The 16147-nt window shown below is 72.0% G+C and carries 10 protein-coding genes; 2 read left to right on the plus strand and 8 right to left on the minus strand.

Annotated elements, in window-relative coordinates; genetic code table 11:
- Positions 1-388: 388 nt before the first annotated feature.
- Positions 389-1567 (plus strand): benzoate/H(+) symporter BenE family transporter, encoded by a 1179-nt coding sequence (locus M3U25_RS19340; RefSeq protein WP_355503533.1) that lies wholly within the window; start codon positions 389-391, stop codon positions 1565-1567.
- Positions 1568-1588: 21 nt separating this feature from the next.
- Here the strand turns inward: M3U25_RS19340 and bphP are convergent, their stop codons facing one another.
- The 5 genes from bphP to M3U25_RS19365 all read right to left on the minus strand — a co-directional run bounded on the left by bphP (position 1589) and on the right by M3U25_RS19365 (position 9106).
- Entirely contained in the window at positions 1589-3493 is a 1905-nt protein-coding gene (gene bphP, locus M3U25_RS19345) for a bacteriophytochrome BphP (RefSeq protein WP_355503535.1), read from the minus strand.
- Positions 3490-4089, minus strand: a complete 600-nt coding sequence (locus M3U25_RS19350; RefSeq protein ID WP_355503537.1) for a biliverdin-producing heme oxygenase — start codon at positions 4087-4089, stop codon at positions 3490-3492. The genes bphP and M3U25_RS19350 overlap by 4 nt, the downstream gene beginning before the upstream one ends.
- Before the next feature lie 157 nt (positions 4090-4246).
- A complete protein-coding gene (locus M3U25_RS19355; protein WP_242161460.1) occupies positions 4247-5497 on the minus strand; it encodes a TCR/Tet family MFS transporter in 1251 nt (416 codons plus the stop codon).
- Positions 5498-6157: 660 nt separating this feature from the next.
- Positions 6158-8446: a lytic murein transglycosylase gene (locus tag M3U25_RS19360; protein ID WP_355503539.1), complete on the minus strand. Its 2289-nt coding sequence runs from the start codon at positions 8444-8446 to the stop codon at positions 6158-6160.
- Positions 8447-8713: 267 nt separating this feature from the next.
- Complete coding sequence (locus M3U25_RS19365; protein ID WP_160948438.1) at positions 8714-9106, minus strand: YchJ family metal-binding protein; 393 nt, start codon at positions 9104-9106, stop codon at positions 8714-8716.
- Between the two features lie 96 nt (positions 9107-9202).
- Between M3U25_RS19365 and M3U25_RS19370 the strand changes: the two genes are divergently transcribed.
- On the plus strand, positions 9203-9976 hold the full coding sequence (locus tag M3U25_RS19370) for a TSUP family transporter (protein ID WP_242161508.1): 774 nt from the start codon (positions 9203-9205) through the stop codon (positions 9974-9976).
- A gap of 102 nt (positions 9977-10078) precedes the next feature.
- Here M3U25_RS19370 and M3U25_RS19375 read toward each other — a convergent pair whose 3' ends face one another.
- From M3U25_RS19375 to M3U25_RS19385, 3 genes are all read right to left on the minus strand, one after another.
- Positions 10079-13906 carry an SbcC/MukB-like Walker B domain-containing protein gene (locus M3U25_RS19375; RefSeq protein WP_355503542.1) on the minus strand — a complete coding sequence of 1276 codons (3828 nt, stop codon included), beginning with the start codon at positions 13904-13906 and terminating at the stop codon, positions 10079-10081.
- Between the two features lie 95 nt (positions 13907-14001).
- Complete coding sequence (locus M3U25_RS19380) at positions 14002-14688, minus strand: DUF4194 domain-containing protein (protein WP_355503544.1); 687 nt, start codon at positions 14686-14688, stop codon at positions 14002-14004.
- Entirely contained in the window at positions 14675-16144 is a 1470-nt protein-coding gene (locus tag M3U25_RS19385; protein ID WP_209248007.1) for a DUF3375 domain-containing protein, read from the minus strand. Before M3U25_RS19385 ends, M3U25_RS19380 begins: the two co-directional genes overlap by 14 nt.
- Positions 16145-16147: the final 3 nt, after the last annotated feature.

The following is a 16147-nucleotide window of genomic DNA, read 5'->3' on the forward strand; positions in this document are numbered from 1 at the left end:
CTTTTCGTCGAACCGAGCCGCCCATCATAGCGGCTTTTTTCTTGCCGTCAACACCTTTTTGATCAGGTGGTTGACGCCGCTTCTTCGTCCAAACCCGAAGGCTTTTCCTCGAAGCGAGCCGGCCATATTAGCCGACTTTTTCACGCTGTCAACACCCGATGTTCGCTAGGTGTTTCCGGCCCCGCCTGCCTCTGTCGCGCCGAAGCTCGGCAGTTGCGTAGCGGGCCGCGCAGTTTAATGGCGCTGGAAAAAAGGTCAACCGTTTTTTGCGGCGGCCTTGCGGCGCGCGTCCCTGCCGCTCTCTTCTCTCTAATTAGTGCCGACGCGGCGCGGCCGACCGCGGGCATTTGGCCGAGAATGCAGCCTGCTCTCCACGACGGAACTCCGCATGACGTCTGCTGCACGCTCGCTCTGGCGCGACGCTTCGCTGCCCGCACTGATCGCCGGCTTCGTCACCGTGCTGGTCGGCTTCACCAGTTCGGCGGCCATCGTGTTCCAGGCCGCCCGTAGCGTCGGCGCCTCGCAGGCGCAGATCGCCTCGTGGATGTGGGCGCTGGGGCTGGGCATGGGCCTGACCTGCATCGGGCTGTCGCTGCGCTACCGGATGCCGGTGGTCACCGCCTGGTCCACGCCCGGTGCCGCGCTGCTGATCGGCAGCGGTGGCGGCCTGCCGCTGTCCGATGCGATCGGCGCCTTCGTGGTGGTGGCGGTGTTGTCCACGCTCGCCGGCTTCTCCGGACTGTTCGAACGTCTGCTGCGGCGCATTCCGCTGTCGCTGGCCTCGGCGATGCTCGCCGGGGTGCTGCTGCGCTTCGGCCTGGACGTGTTCGTGGCGATGCAGCACCAGCTCGGCATGGCGCTGGCGATGTTCGCCACCTACCTGCTCGGGCGCCGTGCCTTCCCACGCTATGCGGTGATCGCCACGCTGCTGGTCGGCATCGCAGTGGCCGCAGGCAACGGCGCGCTGCATCTGGAGGCGGCGCAGCTGCGCCTGGCGCAGCCGGTGCTGGTGTGGCCGACCCTGTCGTGGCAGGCGCTGTTCGGGATCGCGCTGCCGCTGTTCGTGGTGACGATGACCTCGCAGAACCTGCCCGGCGTGGCGGCGATCCGCGCCTCCGGCTATGCGGTGCCGATCTCCCCGACCATCGGCTGGATCGGCGTGGTCAACACGGTGCTGGCGCCGTTCGGCGCCTACGGGCTGAACCTGGCCGCGATCACGGCGGCGATCTGCATGGGCCGCGAGGCGCAGGAAGATCCGCAGCGGCGCTACATGGCCGCGGTGTTCGCCGGGGTCTTCTATCTGCTGATCGGCGTGTTCGGCGCCACGGTCGCGGCACTGTTCGCCGCCTTTCCCAAGGAACTGGTGATGGCGATCGCCGGCATCGCGCTGTTCGGCACCATCGGCAACAGCCTGGCCTCGGCGTTGCGCGAGGAGCACGAGCGCGAGCCGGCGCTGATCGCGTTCCTGGTCACCGCCTCGGGCCTGTCGCTGTTCGGCATCGGCGCGGCGCTGTGGGGCCTGCTGGCCGGTGCGGCGACGCTGGCGCTGTGGCGGCGCACGCACTGAGCGTGCGCCGCGGGCGATGGCTCAGCGCGGATCGCGCAGCTGCAGCAACCAGTGGCTGGACACGCCGGAGTGATCGGGCAGCGGTTCGAAGTCGAACTGGCGGTGCACGGCCGTGCTGCCGTCCACGCGCAGCGGCAGGGTGACGTAGGCCGCGCGCCCTTGCCGCAGCAGGGTGTCGATGCGCTGGGTCTCGGCCAGCACGGCATCGCTGGCGTACAGGCGCTCCAGGTCGCAGCCGATCAGGTCGGCGACCTCGCGCTCGTACAGCGCGGCGAAGGCCTCGTTGACGAAGGCCAGGCGGCTGGGCCGCGGGCCGTCGCCGCGCTCGACGATCGCCACCGGCTCGCGCAACCGCGACAGCGAGGCCTCCAGCAGCGCGAAATCCTGTTGGAAGCGCTTGCGCTCCATCAGCTCGATCAGCACCCGCAGGCTGCGCGCCGACTCCAGGCTGATCGGCGACCAGGGCTGCGCGCGGCCGCGCACGGTTTCCTGCCACAGCTCGAAGCTCTTGCGCGGCGACAGCCGCGAACCGGCGATGTCCTGCAGCTTGGCCAGCTGCGGATTGCCCGCCCAGTTGACCGTGCGTATCTGTTCGCGGCGGGTCCACAGCAAGGCGCTGCGCGCCTGCGGCATCAGCGGCACGAAGATGAAGCCGGCCGCCAGCGGGGCCAGATCGGCCAGCGCCGGAAAGGTCTGGCCGATCTGGTCCGAGTGCAGCGCGCCGACCGCGTCGTGGCGCAGCGCTTCGTGATGGGTGGACTCGATCTGTTCGCGGATCCGCGCCAGGTCCTCGGTCGCCGGCAGCATGCCGTGGCGGGTGACGTGGTCGCCGTGGAACACCGCCACACCGTCGGCATCGACCACGTCGAGCAGGTCCGAGGCCATTTCGTCGAGCATGGACGCGGTCAGCATCTCGGCGTCGTTGAAGTTGGTGATCAACTTCTCGCGCACGGTCAGCAGCACCGACTCGGTGCGTGCGCGCGCCACCGCGGTGATCGCGCCGATGCGCCCGGCCAGTGCGCGGCTCACCGCATCGGCCACATCGCGCATCTCGTGGTTGCAGAAGTAAGGGCGGTAGTGGTGGCAGGCGATCAGCCCCCACAGCGCGTCGTTGACCACGATCGAGGCCACCAGGGTGGCGGTGACGCCCATGTTGGCCAGGTACTCCAGGTGCACCGGCGACACGCTGCGCAGGCTGACGTCGCTCAGGTCCACCGGTGCGCGCAGGCGCGGATGCAGCGTGGGCTGGATCGGCGACGGTACATAGCCGACGTTGGCGATCTGGCGTACGCGGTTGCGCAGGTACAGCGCGCGGGCCTGCGCCGGAATGTCGCTGGCCGGATAGTGCAGGCCGAGATACGGCTCCAGCTCCGCCGCGCGCGCCTCGGCGACCACGTCGCCGTTCCAGTCGTCGTCGAAGCGATAGATCATCACCCGGTCGTAGCCGATCAGGCTGCGCAGGCTTTTGGCGGCGCGCTGGCAGGCGTCCTCGATGCTCTGGTCGGTCTCCAGCCGGCGCAGCACCGGCAGCGCTTCGCGCAGGGTGGCGTCGGCCAGCGGCGCGTCGCGCGGCTCCAGTTCCAGCAGCCACTGCTCCGGATACAGATGCCAGGCGCCGACCCAGCGCTGCGCCGCGGCGGCCCCTTTGAGGCCGACTTCGACATAGGCCAGGTCGCTGCGCTCGGCCGCGTCCGGCAGCAGCCGCGTGCGCGGATCCTCCAGCGTCAGCAGGGCGCTGTAGGGTTGCCCGAGCAGGTCGTCCAGCGGCCGGCCGAACAGGTCGGCGGCGCTGGCACTGGCCTGGACGATGCGGCCATCCCGCGGCTCGATCACCAGCAGCACGCCGTGCGGCTGCACCGAGCCGGGGATATGGATCGGTTCGCGTGCGCATGCGTCCATGTCCAGGGGCACGACGATGTCGCTCATGCGGCGATCTCCAGGGCGAAATGGGTATGGAAGTGCGCGAACATGGCGCGGGCGCCTTCGACCGCGGCCTGCTGCAGCGGCACGGTCGGCAAGGCCCGCTCCAGGCGTTGCTGGAAGTGCCGCCAGGCGGCCGGATCGGCATGGCCGAGTTCGAAATAGGACAGCGCCGGCGCGGCCGCGGGCAGGGTCTGCCGCAGCTGCCGGGCGATCACCCGCCCGCCCAGGCGCGAGCCCTCGACCACGTACAGCATGCCCCAGCGCTGGGCCTCGGCCGACACCGGCGGCACCGGTTGCAGCGGCGGCGGCGATGCCTGCAAGGCCTGCAGGTCCTGCGCCAGCAGCGGCGCGCGCGGCTGGTACTGCCACTGCGCATCGCCGCAGTCGCGCAGCCAGGCCGCCTCGTGGCGCTCCCAGCCGGCCAGGGCCGCGTGATGGCGGCGCAGCACGTGCGCATAGGCGGACAGCGAGAGGGTGGCACCCAGCAAGGCGCGCATCGCCGGCAGGTCTTCGACGGCCTGGTGCTGCTGCGCGGTGGCGTCGCGCAGCAGGCGCGAGGCGGTCAACGGCAGGGCGGTTCCGTCGGGAGGGGACATCATGCAGGCGACTGGCACAGCAGCCGGCCGGCCGCGACGAAAGAGAGGGCACAGCGTAACAATCGCGGCCGCGCGGTGCCAGGCGAGGCCGCGCGGGCCACGCCGCCCGTGCGCACGCAAACTGAGCCGTTCATGCCGTCCGTGCCGCCTGCGCTGCACCTCAGCCGCCGGCCACCGTGGCGGCCGGCACCCGCGCGCGGCGCCAGGCCACGATCCAGCCGCCGCCCAGCAGCAGCGCCGCCAGCAGCCAGGGTACCCCGGGGAAATGCAGCAGCGCGCGCGGGCCGATGAAGGCGGCGAACACCCAAGCGTAGAGCAGAGGCCCGATCACCCCGGCCAGGCTGACCAGGCTCATCAGCGCGCCCTGGATGCGGCCCTGCGCATCGGCGCCGACGTGGCGGGTGACGATCGCCTGCGCCGCCGGCCCGGCCACCGCCCACAGCGCGCTGATCGGCACGCCGAGCAGGAACAGCGCGCCGCTGCCGGCCACGCTGTAGATGGCGAAGCCGATCACGCCGCAGCCCAGGCCGAACAGCAGCGCGCCGCGCTCGCCGAAGCGGCGCACCACCCGCGCCACCAGCACGGCGTTGACCACGATGCTGCACACGCCGACCAGCGCCAGCACCCAGCTGACCTGTTTCGGCCCCCAGCCGAAGCGGTAGTCGGCGAACAGCACGAAGATGCTCGGGTAGACGTAGTGCGCCAGGTTGGCCAGGAAGATCACCGCGGCCAGCGCGAACACCTGCGGATAGCGACGCAGCAGGCGCAGCGCGCCAAACGGATTGGCGTGCGCCCAGTCCACGCGTGCGGTGCGCCGTTCCGGCGCCAGCGATTCGGGCAGTACCCACAGGCCGTAGAGGAAGTTGAGCAGGGCCAGCCCGGCGGCGAACCAGAACGGCGCGCGCAGATGCAGGCTGCCGAGCCAGCCGCCCAGCAGCGGGCCGACCACGAAGCCCACGCCGAACGCGGCGCCGATGATGCCGTAGGCCTGGGCGCGCTTGTCGGCGGGGGTGATGTCGGCGATGTAGGCGTTGGCCGAGGTGAAGCTGGCCGAGAACACGCCGGAGACCATGCGCGCCAGCAGCAGCACCGGCAGGCTCTGCGCCAGCGCCATCACCATGAAGTCCACGCCCAGCCCCAGGCACGAGGCCAGGATCACCGGGCGCCGGCCGTAGCGGTCGGACAGGGCGCCCTGCAGCGGCGAACTGACGAATTGCAGCGCGGCGAACAGGAAGCCGAACCAGCCGACCCAGCGGGCCGCGGCGGCGAAATCGCCGCCGGTGAAGTCGCGCACCAGCGTGGGCAGCACCGGGATGATGACGCCGAAGGACAGCACGTCGATCAACAGGGTGACGAAGATGAAGGCGACCGCGGCACGGCGTGAGCGGACGGCGGGAGTCGGAGCGTGCACGGCAGGCCTCCTGGCGGACGCGGCAGTGTAATCGGCGCCCTGGGGGGTGCGGGAGCGGGAGTGGACAGCGCGGCCTGCCTGCCACCTCGCGGTGGCTGGGCCGGGTGCGGTTGGCGGGATTCCGATCGCGAGCGGCGGAGATCGTCGCGTCGGGACTGAAGTCCCTCTCACAATGGGAGGCTGGCCGATCGCACGCCGGACTGAAGCACCTCTCGCATCACCGCGGAGGCAGAAGGTGGAAGGCGGACGCGACAGGTTCAGCCGCGGCCGCAGAGGCCGTCGCGTTGGGACTGAACGGCACCTCCAATGACCTGCCTCCGGCGCCATCGAGGCCGGATACGGATTGCACGGCAGGAGCGGCTTCAGCCGCGACCGGGCGTTCCCGGGAACGCCCGTCGCGGCTTCAGCCGCTCCTACGGGACGCTTCCTGCGGTGATTGGGGTGCCATGACGTCTGCGCGCTGGCCCGATTGCATCGGCACCACGTCCGGCTACACCGAGCGACTCCCCTCTCCCGCCGGGAGAGGGGTCGGGGCTGAGGGTCCGGCGCAGCAGCGGCGCGACGCTTGCCAGCGAGGCGCACCGGCGCCGCGATCACGGCGGGGCCGTCACCAATGCCGACCGCCCGGCCGCGGCAGGCGGTGCCGCTGTCCGGCCGGGGTCACAACGTCACGACGGAAATCGTCTGCTGCAGCACGTGCTGGGCGCCCGGCGCCAGGTCGATCACCTCGGGCCCGGCGTTGGCCGCTTCCAGGCACACGAACTGGCGCCAGTGCGGGCCGACGTCGGCCATCTTCTGCGCGCCGGCCTCGCCCGGGTTCCAGGCCACCAGGGTGCGGCTGCCGGTGGTGGCGATCTCGATGCGGCGCTGCAGGCCCGGATCCAGCAGGGTGTAGCGGCCGCCGGCGCCGGTGTAGATGCGGTCGCTGCGGCCGGGGTCGCGCGGGTCCTGCAGGCTCCAGTCGCCGTGCTGGCGATGCGGCGTGGCGTAGTTTTCGAACTTGTCGAGGTAGTCCAGGCCGTCCAGGCCCTGCACCCGCACCTGGGTGGCGTCGGCGACGCGGAAGTAGTTGTGCAGCGCCTGGGTGAAGCGGGCGGGTGCGGTGCCGACGTTGTCGGTGACCAGGCGCTGCTCCAGGGTGGCGCCGATGCGCAGCTGCATGTGCAGGCGCAGCGGCAGGTCGTCGAAGTCGGGCGGCGCCAGGGTCAGGACCAGGCTGCCGTCGGCCTCGCGCCGCGCGTCCTGCAATTGCCACGGCACGGTGCGCACGAAGCCGTGCGCGGGCACGGCGTCGCTCTGGCCCTGACGGCCGAAGTACGGCCAGCACACCGGGGTGCCGCCGCGGATCGGCGTCGGCGTGGGCTGCGCGCTCGGCGACAGCCACAGCGCGTCGGTGCCGCCCTTGGGCACGAACGACAGCACCTGGCCGCCGAACAGGCTGATCGCGGCGGTGGACTGCGGGGTCTCCACCAGCAGCGAGGGATAGCCGTGGAAGTCGCCTGTGCTCAGGCCGGGGACGTCGGACATGGGATGGATGCTCCGTGGCGCGGGGGATTGGGCGAAGGCCGGGTAGGCGGCCGGCAACCGGAATGCGGTGGGCGGCGTGCCGCCGAACGGCGTGGTTGCGGGCGTCGCGCTGGGTGCCGGCGTCGACGCGGGTGAGGTTACCGGTGCAGATGCAGGCGGCTGCGGCGCGGCCGGTGGCGGCACGGGGGCCGCGGGCGCGCCGCCGGCCTCGCGGCGCAGCGCGTCGAGGATGCGTTGCCCGGCGCGGCCGTCCGCCGGCTGCAGGCCCAGGCGCTGCTGCTCGGCCTGGATCGCGCGGCGGGTGGCGGTGCCGATGGCGCCGTCGGCCTGGCCGATGGCGTGGCCGCGCGCCAGCAGCAAGGTTTGCAGTTCGCGCCGCTCCGGTCGGCCCAGGCCGGGGTCGTCGGTCGGCCAGGCCGCGACCAACCCGGGCTTGCCGCGCAGCCGGTCGGACAGCAGCGCGATCGCCAAGGCATAGCTTTCGGCGGCGTTGTAGGCGTAGATCGCGTCGTAGTTGCGGAACACCAGGAACGCCGGGCCGTGCACGCCGGCCGGGATCAGCACCGCCGCCGGGGTCTGCGCCGCCAGCGCCGGCAGCGCACTGCCATCGGCGGCGGTGAGGCCGCGCGCGCGCCAGTCCGAGAGTGGCCGGCGCTGGGTGCGCCCGGCCAACGCCGGGTCGAAGCCGTCCGGCAGCTTCACCTCCAACCCCCACGGCTGGCCGCTCTGCCAGCCGGCCAGCTTGAGGTAGTTGGCGGTGGAGGCCAGGGCATCGGGAATGCTGGCGACCAGGTCGCGGCGGCCGTCGCCATCGCCGTCCACGGCGACGCGGGCGTAGGTGCTGGGCATGAACTGGGTATGGCCGAAGGCGCCGGCCCAGGAGCCGGTCAGGCCCTCGGGCCGCAGGTCGCCGGCCTGCAGCAACTTCAGCAGCGCGAACAGTTCGCTGCGGAAGAACGGCTGGCGGCGGCCTTCGCAGGACAGGGTCAGCAGCGACACCAGCAGCGGGCGCTTGCCGGAGATGCGCCCGTAGTCGCTCTCCACGCCCCACACCGCGACCACCGTCTCCGGGTCCACGCCGTATTGTTGCGCCACCTGCGCGAGCAGCTCGCGGTGTGCGGCCAGCATGGCGCGGCCGTCGTCGATGCGCTGGCTGTCGACCAGGCCGGCCAGGTAGTCCCAGATCGGCGTGGTGAATTCGGGCTGGGCATCGAGCAGCGGCAGCACGCTCGGATCCGGCTGCAGCCCGGCGGTGAAGCGATCGAAGGACGCCTCGGCGACGCCCGCCTTCGCCGCGGCCGTGCGCAGGCCGGCCACGCAGGTGGCGAAGGCCGGATCGGGCGCGGACGGCGCCGCTGCGGGCGGGGTCTGCGCGAGCGCGCAGGGCGCCGCCAGCAGCAGGATCCAGGCCAAACGCATCATCGCAACATCCTCGCCGACGGCAGGGCCGACATCATAAACAACCGCCGCGTGTGCACTCCGCTCACGCGGTGCTGGCGGCACGCGGCCGGCAAGGTGTTCCGAGTGTGGCTACGCCGGCGGATCGTGCGACATTCCGCCGCGGCCGGGAGACGCGCGGCGCTCGGATGCTGCGGCAGGCTGGTCGGAACGACGAGGAGCAGCGCGCCCGTCCTCGCCAACGAACGGTAGTGTGCGGGCCTGCGCACCACCGGCGCGACCGGCGCCGATTCAGTCCAGCGCGTCGAGGTAATACCAGCGGCCGTCCTCGCGCACGAAGCGGCTGTGCTCGGTCATGCGCACGGCGCTGCCGCCGCCGATGCGATAGCGCGCCAGGAACGCGACCTCGGCACTGTCGGCGCCGGTCTGCAGCACCCGCTGCACGGTGAGGCCAAGCCAGACCGTGCGCGGGTCGATCTCCACCTGCGGCGGGCAGGTCGACGGATGCCAGCTCGCGCGCAGGTAATCGGCGTCGCAGCGCACGTAGGCGCTGTAGCGCGACCGCATCAAGGATTCGGCATCCGGCGCAGGGGCGCCGGCGTGGTACGGCCCGCAGCACTGCGCGTAGTCGCGCGGACGGCCGCAGGGGCAGGGATCGGCAAGGCGCGGGGCGGACGGTGGCATGTGCCGATTGTGCCGGCTGGCGCGCCATCGCGCACGCCGCGCGCGCACCGTTGCCGGTGGCGGCTATGCTTGCGGCCCCTTGCGTGGAGCGCCGGCGTGCTGGAGTCGATCCCCACCGAATTGCCATGGCTGCTGTGCATCGCCTTCGTCGCCGGGCTGGTGGACGCGGCGGTGGGCGGCGGCGGCCTGATCCAATTGCCCGGGCTGTTCGCGACCTTGCCGCAACAGGCACCGGCAGTGGTGCTGGGCACCAACAAGTTCAGCGCCATGGCCGGCACCGGCACCGCCGCCTGGCGCTACGCGCGCCACGTGCGCCTGCCGTGGCGGCCGGTGCTGTACGCGACCGCGACCGCGTTCGTGTTTTCCTTCCTCGGCGCCACCGCGGTGAGCCTGCTGCCGAAACAGGCGGTGCGCCCGCTGATCCTGGTGCTGCTGATCGCGATGCTGGGCTACACGCTGGTCAAGAAGGACTTCGGCGCGCTGCACCGGCCGCGCCACATCGGCCGCCGCGAACTGGCGATCGCGCTGGCGATCGGCGCGGCAATCGGCTTCTACGACGGCTTCTTCGGCCCGGGCACCGGCAGCTTCCTGATCTTCCTGTTCATCCGCTTCTTCGGCCTGGATTTCCTGCGCGCCTCGGCCGCCTCGAAAGTGGTGAACCTGGCCACCAACCTGGCGGCGCTGTGCTTCTTCGTACCCAGCGGCAAGATCCTGCTGGCCGCGGCGGTGCCGATGGCCGCGGCCAACGTGGCCGGCGCGGTGACCGGCACGCGGCTGGCACTGCGCGGCGGCACGCCGCTGATCCGGCAGTTGTTCCTGGTGCTGGTGGTGGTGCTGATCGCCAAGATGGGCTGGGATCTGCTGCACTGAGCGTAGTTCCCGGCGCCGTGGGAGGTCGCCGCATCCCTGCCCTCCCGGCGATGCTGGCGCGCGCCCGCGCCCGCGGGCATGCCCCCAAGCCGCCAGCGTCGCTCAGCGACCGCGGCGTCTGGCGGTCGCGGGAAGCGCCTTGGCTGCCGCCGCCTTGGTCGGTTTCGCAGGTTTGCTGGCTGCGGCGGCTTGCGCGGTCTTCGCCGACGCCGGCCGTGCGGCCGGCCCGGTTGCCTTGGACGGACGTGTTGCGGCCGCGGCGGACTGGCGTGACGCCTTCGCCGACGGGGTCTTCTTGGCCGCAGGCGTCGCGGCAGCCGTGCGGGCGCGTTTGCCGGGCGACGCGGGCGACGCCTTGCGCGTGGTCGACTTCGCGCCGTTGCCGCGGCCATCGCGCGCCTTGCCGGAGGCACGCGCCGGCGCGACACCGGTTTCTGCAACAGCGCCTGCGCCGGGCTCCGCGGTGGTTGCTGCCGCGTCAGCGGCCGGCGGTGGCAGAGCGGCGCCAGCCTGGTCCACCGCCGCGCCGGGTTCCACCGCAGGCGTCGCCGCCTCGTTGCGGCTGCGCTCGGGCAGCTTCAACCGGTGCGCCTGCTCGTCGTATTCGATCAACAGCACGCCGGAGTTGTGGCGGCCGCTGATCTCGACGAAGCAGGCGCCGCCGATGAACGGCTCCAGCGTCATCACCGATTTCAGCGGCGTGGCCACCACCATCTGGAAACCGAAGTTCTCGAAGATGTTCATCGCCAGCGCGGTGAACTCGTTGTCGGCCTTGTCGAACGCTTCGTCCAGCACCACCGCGGCGTAGCGCGGCAGCTCGCCGTCCTCGCCGCCGAGCTGGTAGCGCAATGCCGCGGCCAGGCAGGTGGTGGCCAGCTTCTGGCGCTGGCCGCCGGACTTGCCGGCGCCGCTGCGGTAGATCTCCACCTGCGCGCGGCTGTCCGCGTCCAGTTCCACGCCGACGAATTCCACGTGCTGGCGCACGTCCAGCACCTGCTCGCGCCAGCGCCGCAGTTCCGGTTCCTGCGCGCCGAGCCGCTGCACCAACCCGCGCAGGGTGGCGAACTGCGCCTCGGCCAGCGCCCGGTCCTCGGTCTGCTGATGGCCGAGCACGGCGCGCAACTGCTGCTGGAACTCCTGCACCTCGAGCAGGCGCCGGTCGCTGACTTCGATGGTCAGCAAGGTGCCGCGGTTGAACGGCACCTGTTCCAGGCTGGCGTTGACCTCGTCCATGCGCTGCTTGATCGCCTTGTGCGCTTCGGCGGTGTAGCGCTGCAGGGCCAGCAGGTTGTTCTTGCTCTGGGTCTGCAGCAGGTCGAAGAAGCGGCCTTCATGGCGCGGCAGGCCGTCGCTCTCCAGCCGCTGCAGGCGCGCCAGGAAGTCGTCGGCGCTGGACAGGCTGACGGTGAAATCGCCGCTGTCCTCCGGCCACTGCTGGCAGTAACGACGGAAGCAGTCCAGCACCTGCTGGCTCAGCCGCGCGTCCTGCGCCTGGCTCTGCGCCAGCTGTTCGCCGAGGCCGCGCTCGACGCTGCGCAGATGCGCCTCCAGGTTGTCCAGAGTCAGCGGCGACAGCGCCGCCAGGCGCGCGTCCAGCCCCGCCACCTGCGCCGGGCCGATCACCGCGGTGGCCACGCGCGCGGCACAGGTCTCGCGCTGCGCTTCCAGGCGCGCGCGCTCGCGGCTCAGCTGCGCGCGCTCCAGGCGCACGTCCTCGTAGGTGCGGCGCGCCTGGTCGCGGCGTGCGCGGACGGTGGCGATCTGCTCGCCCAGCGCACGCAGCGCGGTGTCGCCTTCGCGCAGTTGCAGCAGTTGCTCGGCGATGTCGCTCAGGCGCTGCAGCTTGGGCGCGACGTCGATCTCGTCCCACTCGCGCTCGGCCAGGGTATGCGCGGCCAGTTGCCGGCCCTGGTCCTGCTCGCGCTGCTTGCGCAGGGCGGCGACGTCGGCATCGCAGGCAGCGATGCGCTGCGCCAGGGTCTGCCCCTCGCGCTCGAAGACCTTGAGCTTGTCGCGGTTGTCGTAGCCGAGCAGCCAGCGCTTGCGGTCGCCGACGGCGTGGCGGTCGTCCTTCTCGTAGCGGTCGCCCGGGTGCTTGACCTGGCCCTCGCGGGTGATCGCACGCTCGGCGTCGCGCAACTGCGCCACGTTATCGACGCAGGTGTAGTCGAAACGCCGCGCCAGCTCCTGGCGCAGCCACGGCGCATAGGCGTGGTCGCGCAGCTCCAGCTTGCGCAGCAGCGACTTGGCGTCGGACTCGCGCTGCTGCAGCGGCGCGTTGTGGCGTACGCGGAAGTACACCAGCCGGGTGCCGAGCTGGGTCTTGTTGACCCAGTCGGCGACGCTGGCGTAGTGGCGTTCGTCGACCAGCAGCGACTGCGCGAAGCCGTGCAGCACGCGCTCGATCGCGCCGCGCCAGGTGGCCTGGTCGGCCTCCACCTGCACCAACTCGCCGACGAACGGCAGTACAGCTTCGGACAGGCCGGTCTCGGCGCACAGCCGCGCGCGCAGGGCCTGCATCGGCGCGGGAATGCTCGAGGGCGCCTTCAGCAGTGCCTCGATCTCGGTGCGGATGACCGCGAAGCGGCGTTCGTCCTCGCGGCGCTCGGCCATGCGCTCGGCGATCGCCTCGTCCAGGCTGCTGGCCTCGCCGGCGACGCCGTCGCGCAGCGCGCGCGCCTGCGCCACCTGCTCGGCGAAACCGCTGGCGCTGCCGGCCAGGCCCATGCCGAGTTGCCGGCAGGCCTGTTCGACCTGGCTGCGGCGGCGCATGCGCTCGTCGCGCTCGCGCTCGACGCGGCCGCGTTCGCGCTCCAGCGCCTCGACCTGTTCGCCGCCCTGCGCGCGCTGCTGGGTCTCCAGCTCGGCCAGTGTCTGTTCGTGGTTGTCCAGGGCCTCGCGGCGCTGCCCTTCCTCGCCGGCCAGGCCGCGATCCTGGGTGTCCAGTTCCTGCAGGCGCGCATCCAGCAGGGCCAGGCGGCGCTGCTCTCGGTAGCCGTCGATGCCCAGCTGCAGTTCGCGCAACTCGCCGACGCTGTGGCGCAACGTCAGCAGCTCGGCGTGGTAGTCGCGCGCCGGAGTCAGGGTTTCCACCTGGCGCCGCGCGGTCACCACCGCATGGTGCGCGCCATCGAGTTCGGCGAAGTCCTCGACCAGGCGGTCGGCCGCCTCGAAGGTGCGCGGCTCGTCGAGCATGAAGCTGCGCAGGAAGGCGTTGAGGTCGCCCAGGTTCTTCGCCGACTGGGTCTTGTGCAGCAGCCGCAGCGCCATCTCGTTGCCGATGCCGAGCAGGTGGCGGAAGCGCTCGGCGTAGCCGGCGAAGCTGTCGAAGTGGTGCACGTCCTCGCCCAGGCGCAGCTTGAGCCGGCGCAGGTCCAGGTCGAAGCCGTCCAGCTCGGCGGCCACGTCGAAGCCGCGCGGCACCACCATGTAGTGCTTGCGCACGTCGGCCGCGGCGGTGCCGCTGCCGGCGATCCAGAACAGCCGCACCAGGCTCACCGCCTGGCCCTGCGCGTTGCGGTATTCCAGCGCCAGCGCCGACCAGGTCGCGCCCTTGCGCAGGTACTGGGTGGCGATCTCGCCGGAGGCGCTGTCCTGCTGGTCGGCCCAGGCGCCGCGCACGTAGGACACCAGGCTGCGGTCGCGGCCGCTGCGCTCGGCCTCGCGCGCGGCGGCGTTGAAGTCGACGATGCTCGGCGGCGTCAGCAGCGCCGACATCGCATCGAGCAGGGTCGACTTGCCCGAGCCGGAGCGGCCGACGAACAGGAAGCCCTTCTCGGCGATCGGCACGTCGGTGAGGCCGTTGAAGGTGCCCCAGTTGTGCACCTGCAGGCGGCGCATGCGGTACTGCTGCGCGCGCTGCTCGGCCAGGGTCTCGGCGAACAGGGACGGGGCGACGGGGACGGTGGACGATTCGGACAGGGACGTCATCGGGAACTCATCGGAAAACGGGGACGGCCGCCACGCGGCCGGCGCACTTGGCCAGTGGCGGCGCTAGGCGCGGGCGACGCGCGGGCGCAGACCGGTCATGGCGCCGGCTCGGCCGTGCCGTCGCGCAGGCCACGGTAGGCCGCCGCCAGCGCCTGCACGTCCTCGGCCGAGAACAGCAGCTTCAATGCCGGCGAGACCTCGTAGCGATCCTCGCTGCCGCGCAGCTTGGACAGCAGGTGGTTGTCGCGCATCTTGGCGATCGCGGCCAGCACCCGCCGGGCGAAGCCGGCGCGGTCGGTGGACACGTTCTTCTCGTACACCGACAGCACTTCCAGCAGCTGCGCCTCGTCGACCACCGCGCGCTCGCCGCGGGTGTCGGCCTCGGCCAGTTGCTGGCGCAGGAACAGCAGCAGCACCGACTCGATGAAGGTCAGTGGCGCGGTACGCAGCAGCGCCGGGGTCTCCAACTCGCCGGTGTCGGCCTGGCGCGCGAACGCCACGCCGCCGTCGCGGTCCAGCACCAGTTCCAGGAACAGCTCGCTCAGCACGCGGCGGATCGCCGCCTCGTGGCGCAGCAGCGCCGGCCACAGCGGGCCGTGCCGGTAGGCATCGACGCTGGGGCCGGACAACAGTTGGCACAGCGCGCGCCGCGCCTCCAGCGGCAGGCTGCCGCTGTCGCCGGCGAACAGCGCGGTGCCGGCCTCGGCCGACGCCGTCGATGCGGCCGTGGCGGCATCGCCGGGATCGGCGTCGTGGCCGTGGAATTCGTCAGACCAGCTCATTGCGTTTTTCCTTGGTGAACCACACCAGCGGGATGCGCGCGCGCCGGACCTGGCCGTCGCCGCCTTCCCATTGCACCGCTTCCCATTCGCCGTCGACGACCACGCCGTGGCGGGTGCCCAGCGCCAGGTAGCCGATCACGCTGCCCAGGCCCTGCGCCGCCGGGCGCTGCCGCAGCGCCTCGCCGATGCTCAGTTGCGGCTGCCGGCCGAGCAGGTCGTGCAGGTCGTTGCGCAGGCCGCGCAGGTCGATCTCCGACTGCGCCACCAGGTCGCCGACGCTATCCAGCGAGATCGTCGCCGCCTCGGCCGCCTGCACCCGTCCGTCCACCTGCTGGCTGCGCGGGTCGTGCAGGCGCCACTGCGACAGCGAACGCAGTCGCGCGCTGCTCAGCGGCAGCACGTAGCCGGTGGCGGCGGTGGCATGCAGGTGGTCGCGCAACTGCAGCGCCTCGCCCTGCGCCTGCTTCAGCAACTGGTTGAGCCGGCGTTGTTCCAGGTAGCCGCGGCTCTGCACGAAGCCGCGCAGGCTGCGCGCGAAATGCTGCATCACCTCGTGCACCTGGCCGCCGCGTTCGAGCAGGGTGCCGGTGAGCCCGCGCAGGAAGGCACGCTCGTGGCGGTCCAGGCGGCGGGCGAAGCCGCGCGCCAGCAGCGCCTCCAGCGCCGCGTCCAGCTGCACGCTCTGCTCGGCATCGTTGAGCAGGCTCCAGAACGCCTGGAAGCTGCGCCCGGCCTCGCTCTCGCCGATCACGTCGATGCCGGCGAAGAGCTTCTCCAGCACGTCGCCGCGCGCGCCCTCGTCGTCGATGATGCGCTCGCGGAACTCGCGGTTGAGCCGCTCGAAATCGTCGCGGACGCGGCGGAAGTCCTCGGTCAGGTCGTCGGACAGGCGGATGATGTCGCGGGTGCGCTCCAGCGCGCGCTTGCCGTCCAGCGCGGCCAGCTTGCCCGCGGCCACGCGCTCGATCTCCGCATCCAGGCGCTCGCGCTCGGCGCGCAGCGCGGCCAGGCGCGCGTCCGGATCGGTTTCGGTCTGCCCGGCCAGTTGCACCAGCTGCTGGATCACCAGCGACAGCCGGCTCTCGGTGGCCACGCTGGCGCTGTCGCGCACGCCGGCGATGAAGCGGATCGCCTGCGCCGCCTGCCGCGACAGTTCGTACTCTTCCTGCGCATCGCCCTCGGGCAGGCGCCGTTCCAGCCAGCCCTGCGCCAGCCAGTGCGCCACGTAGGCCTGGGCGGTGCGCGGCAGTTCGCGCGAGAGCTGGTCGTCCTTCAGCGCATCGAGCTGGCGCTGCAGGCGTTCGTGCAGCACATCGGCCGGCAGCCGCCGCTGGGCGTCGCCCAGCAGGGTCTGCAGCAGGCCGATCAACTCCGGGGCATGGTCGGCGGCGAGCAGCTTCCACAACGGCTGTTCGCGCAACTGGCGATAGCCGGCGATCCGGACATGCGGCTTCATGCA

The sequence above is a fragment of the Xanthomonas sp. PPL134 genome (assembly GCF_040595915.1).
GTDB lineage: Bacteria > Pseudomonadota > Gammaproteobacteria > Xanthomonadales > Xanthomonadaceae > Xanthomonas_A > Xanthomonas_A indica.

Bases quoted from the DNA above. Each gene is read 5' to 3' on its own strand.
- M3U25_RS19385 (WP_209248007.1), bottom strand. From the start codon at position 16,144: ATGAAGCCGCATGTCCGGATCGCCGGCTATCGCCAGTTGCGCGAACAG.
- M3U25_RS19360 (WP_355503539.1), bottom strand. From the start codon at position 8,446: ATGATGCGTTTGGCCTGGATCCTGCTGCTGGCGGCGCCCTGCGCGCTC.
- M3U25_RS19380 (WP_355503544.1), bottom strand. From the start codon at position 14,688: ATGAGCTGGTCTGACGAATTCCACGGCCACGACGCCGATCCCGGCGAT.
- M3U25_RS19375 (WP_355503542.1), bottom strand. From the start codon at position 13,906: ATGACGTCCCTGTCCGAATCGTCCACCGTCCCCGTCGCCCCGTCCCTG.
- M3U25_RS19350 (WP_355503537.1), bottom strand. From the start codon at position 4,089: ATGATGTCCCCTCCCGACGGAACCGCCCTGCCGTTGACCGCCTCGCGC.
- M3U25_RS19340 (WP_355503533.1), top strand. From the start codon at position 389: ATGACGTCTGCTGCACGCTCGCTCTGGCGCGACGCTTCGCTGCCCGCA.
- bphP (WP_355503535.1), bottom strand. From the start codon at position 3,493: ATGAGCGACATCGTCGTGCCCCTGGACATGGACGCATGCGCACGCGAA.
- M3U25_RS19365 (WP_160948438.1), bottom strand. From the start codon at position 9,106: ATGCCACCGTCCGCCCCGCGCCTTGCCGATCCCTGCCCCTGCGGCCGT.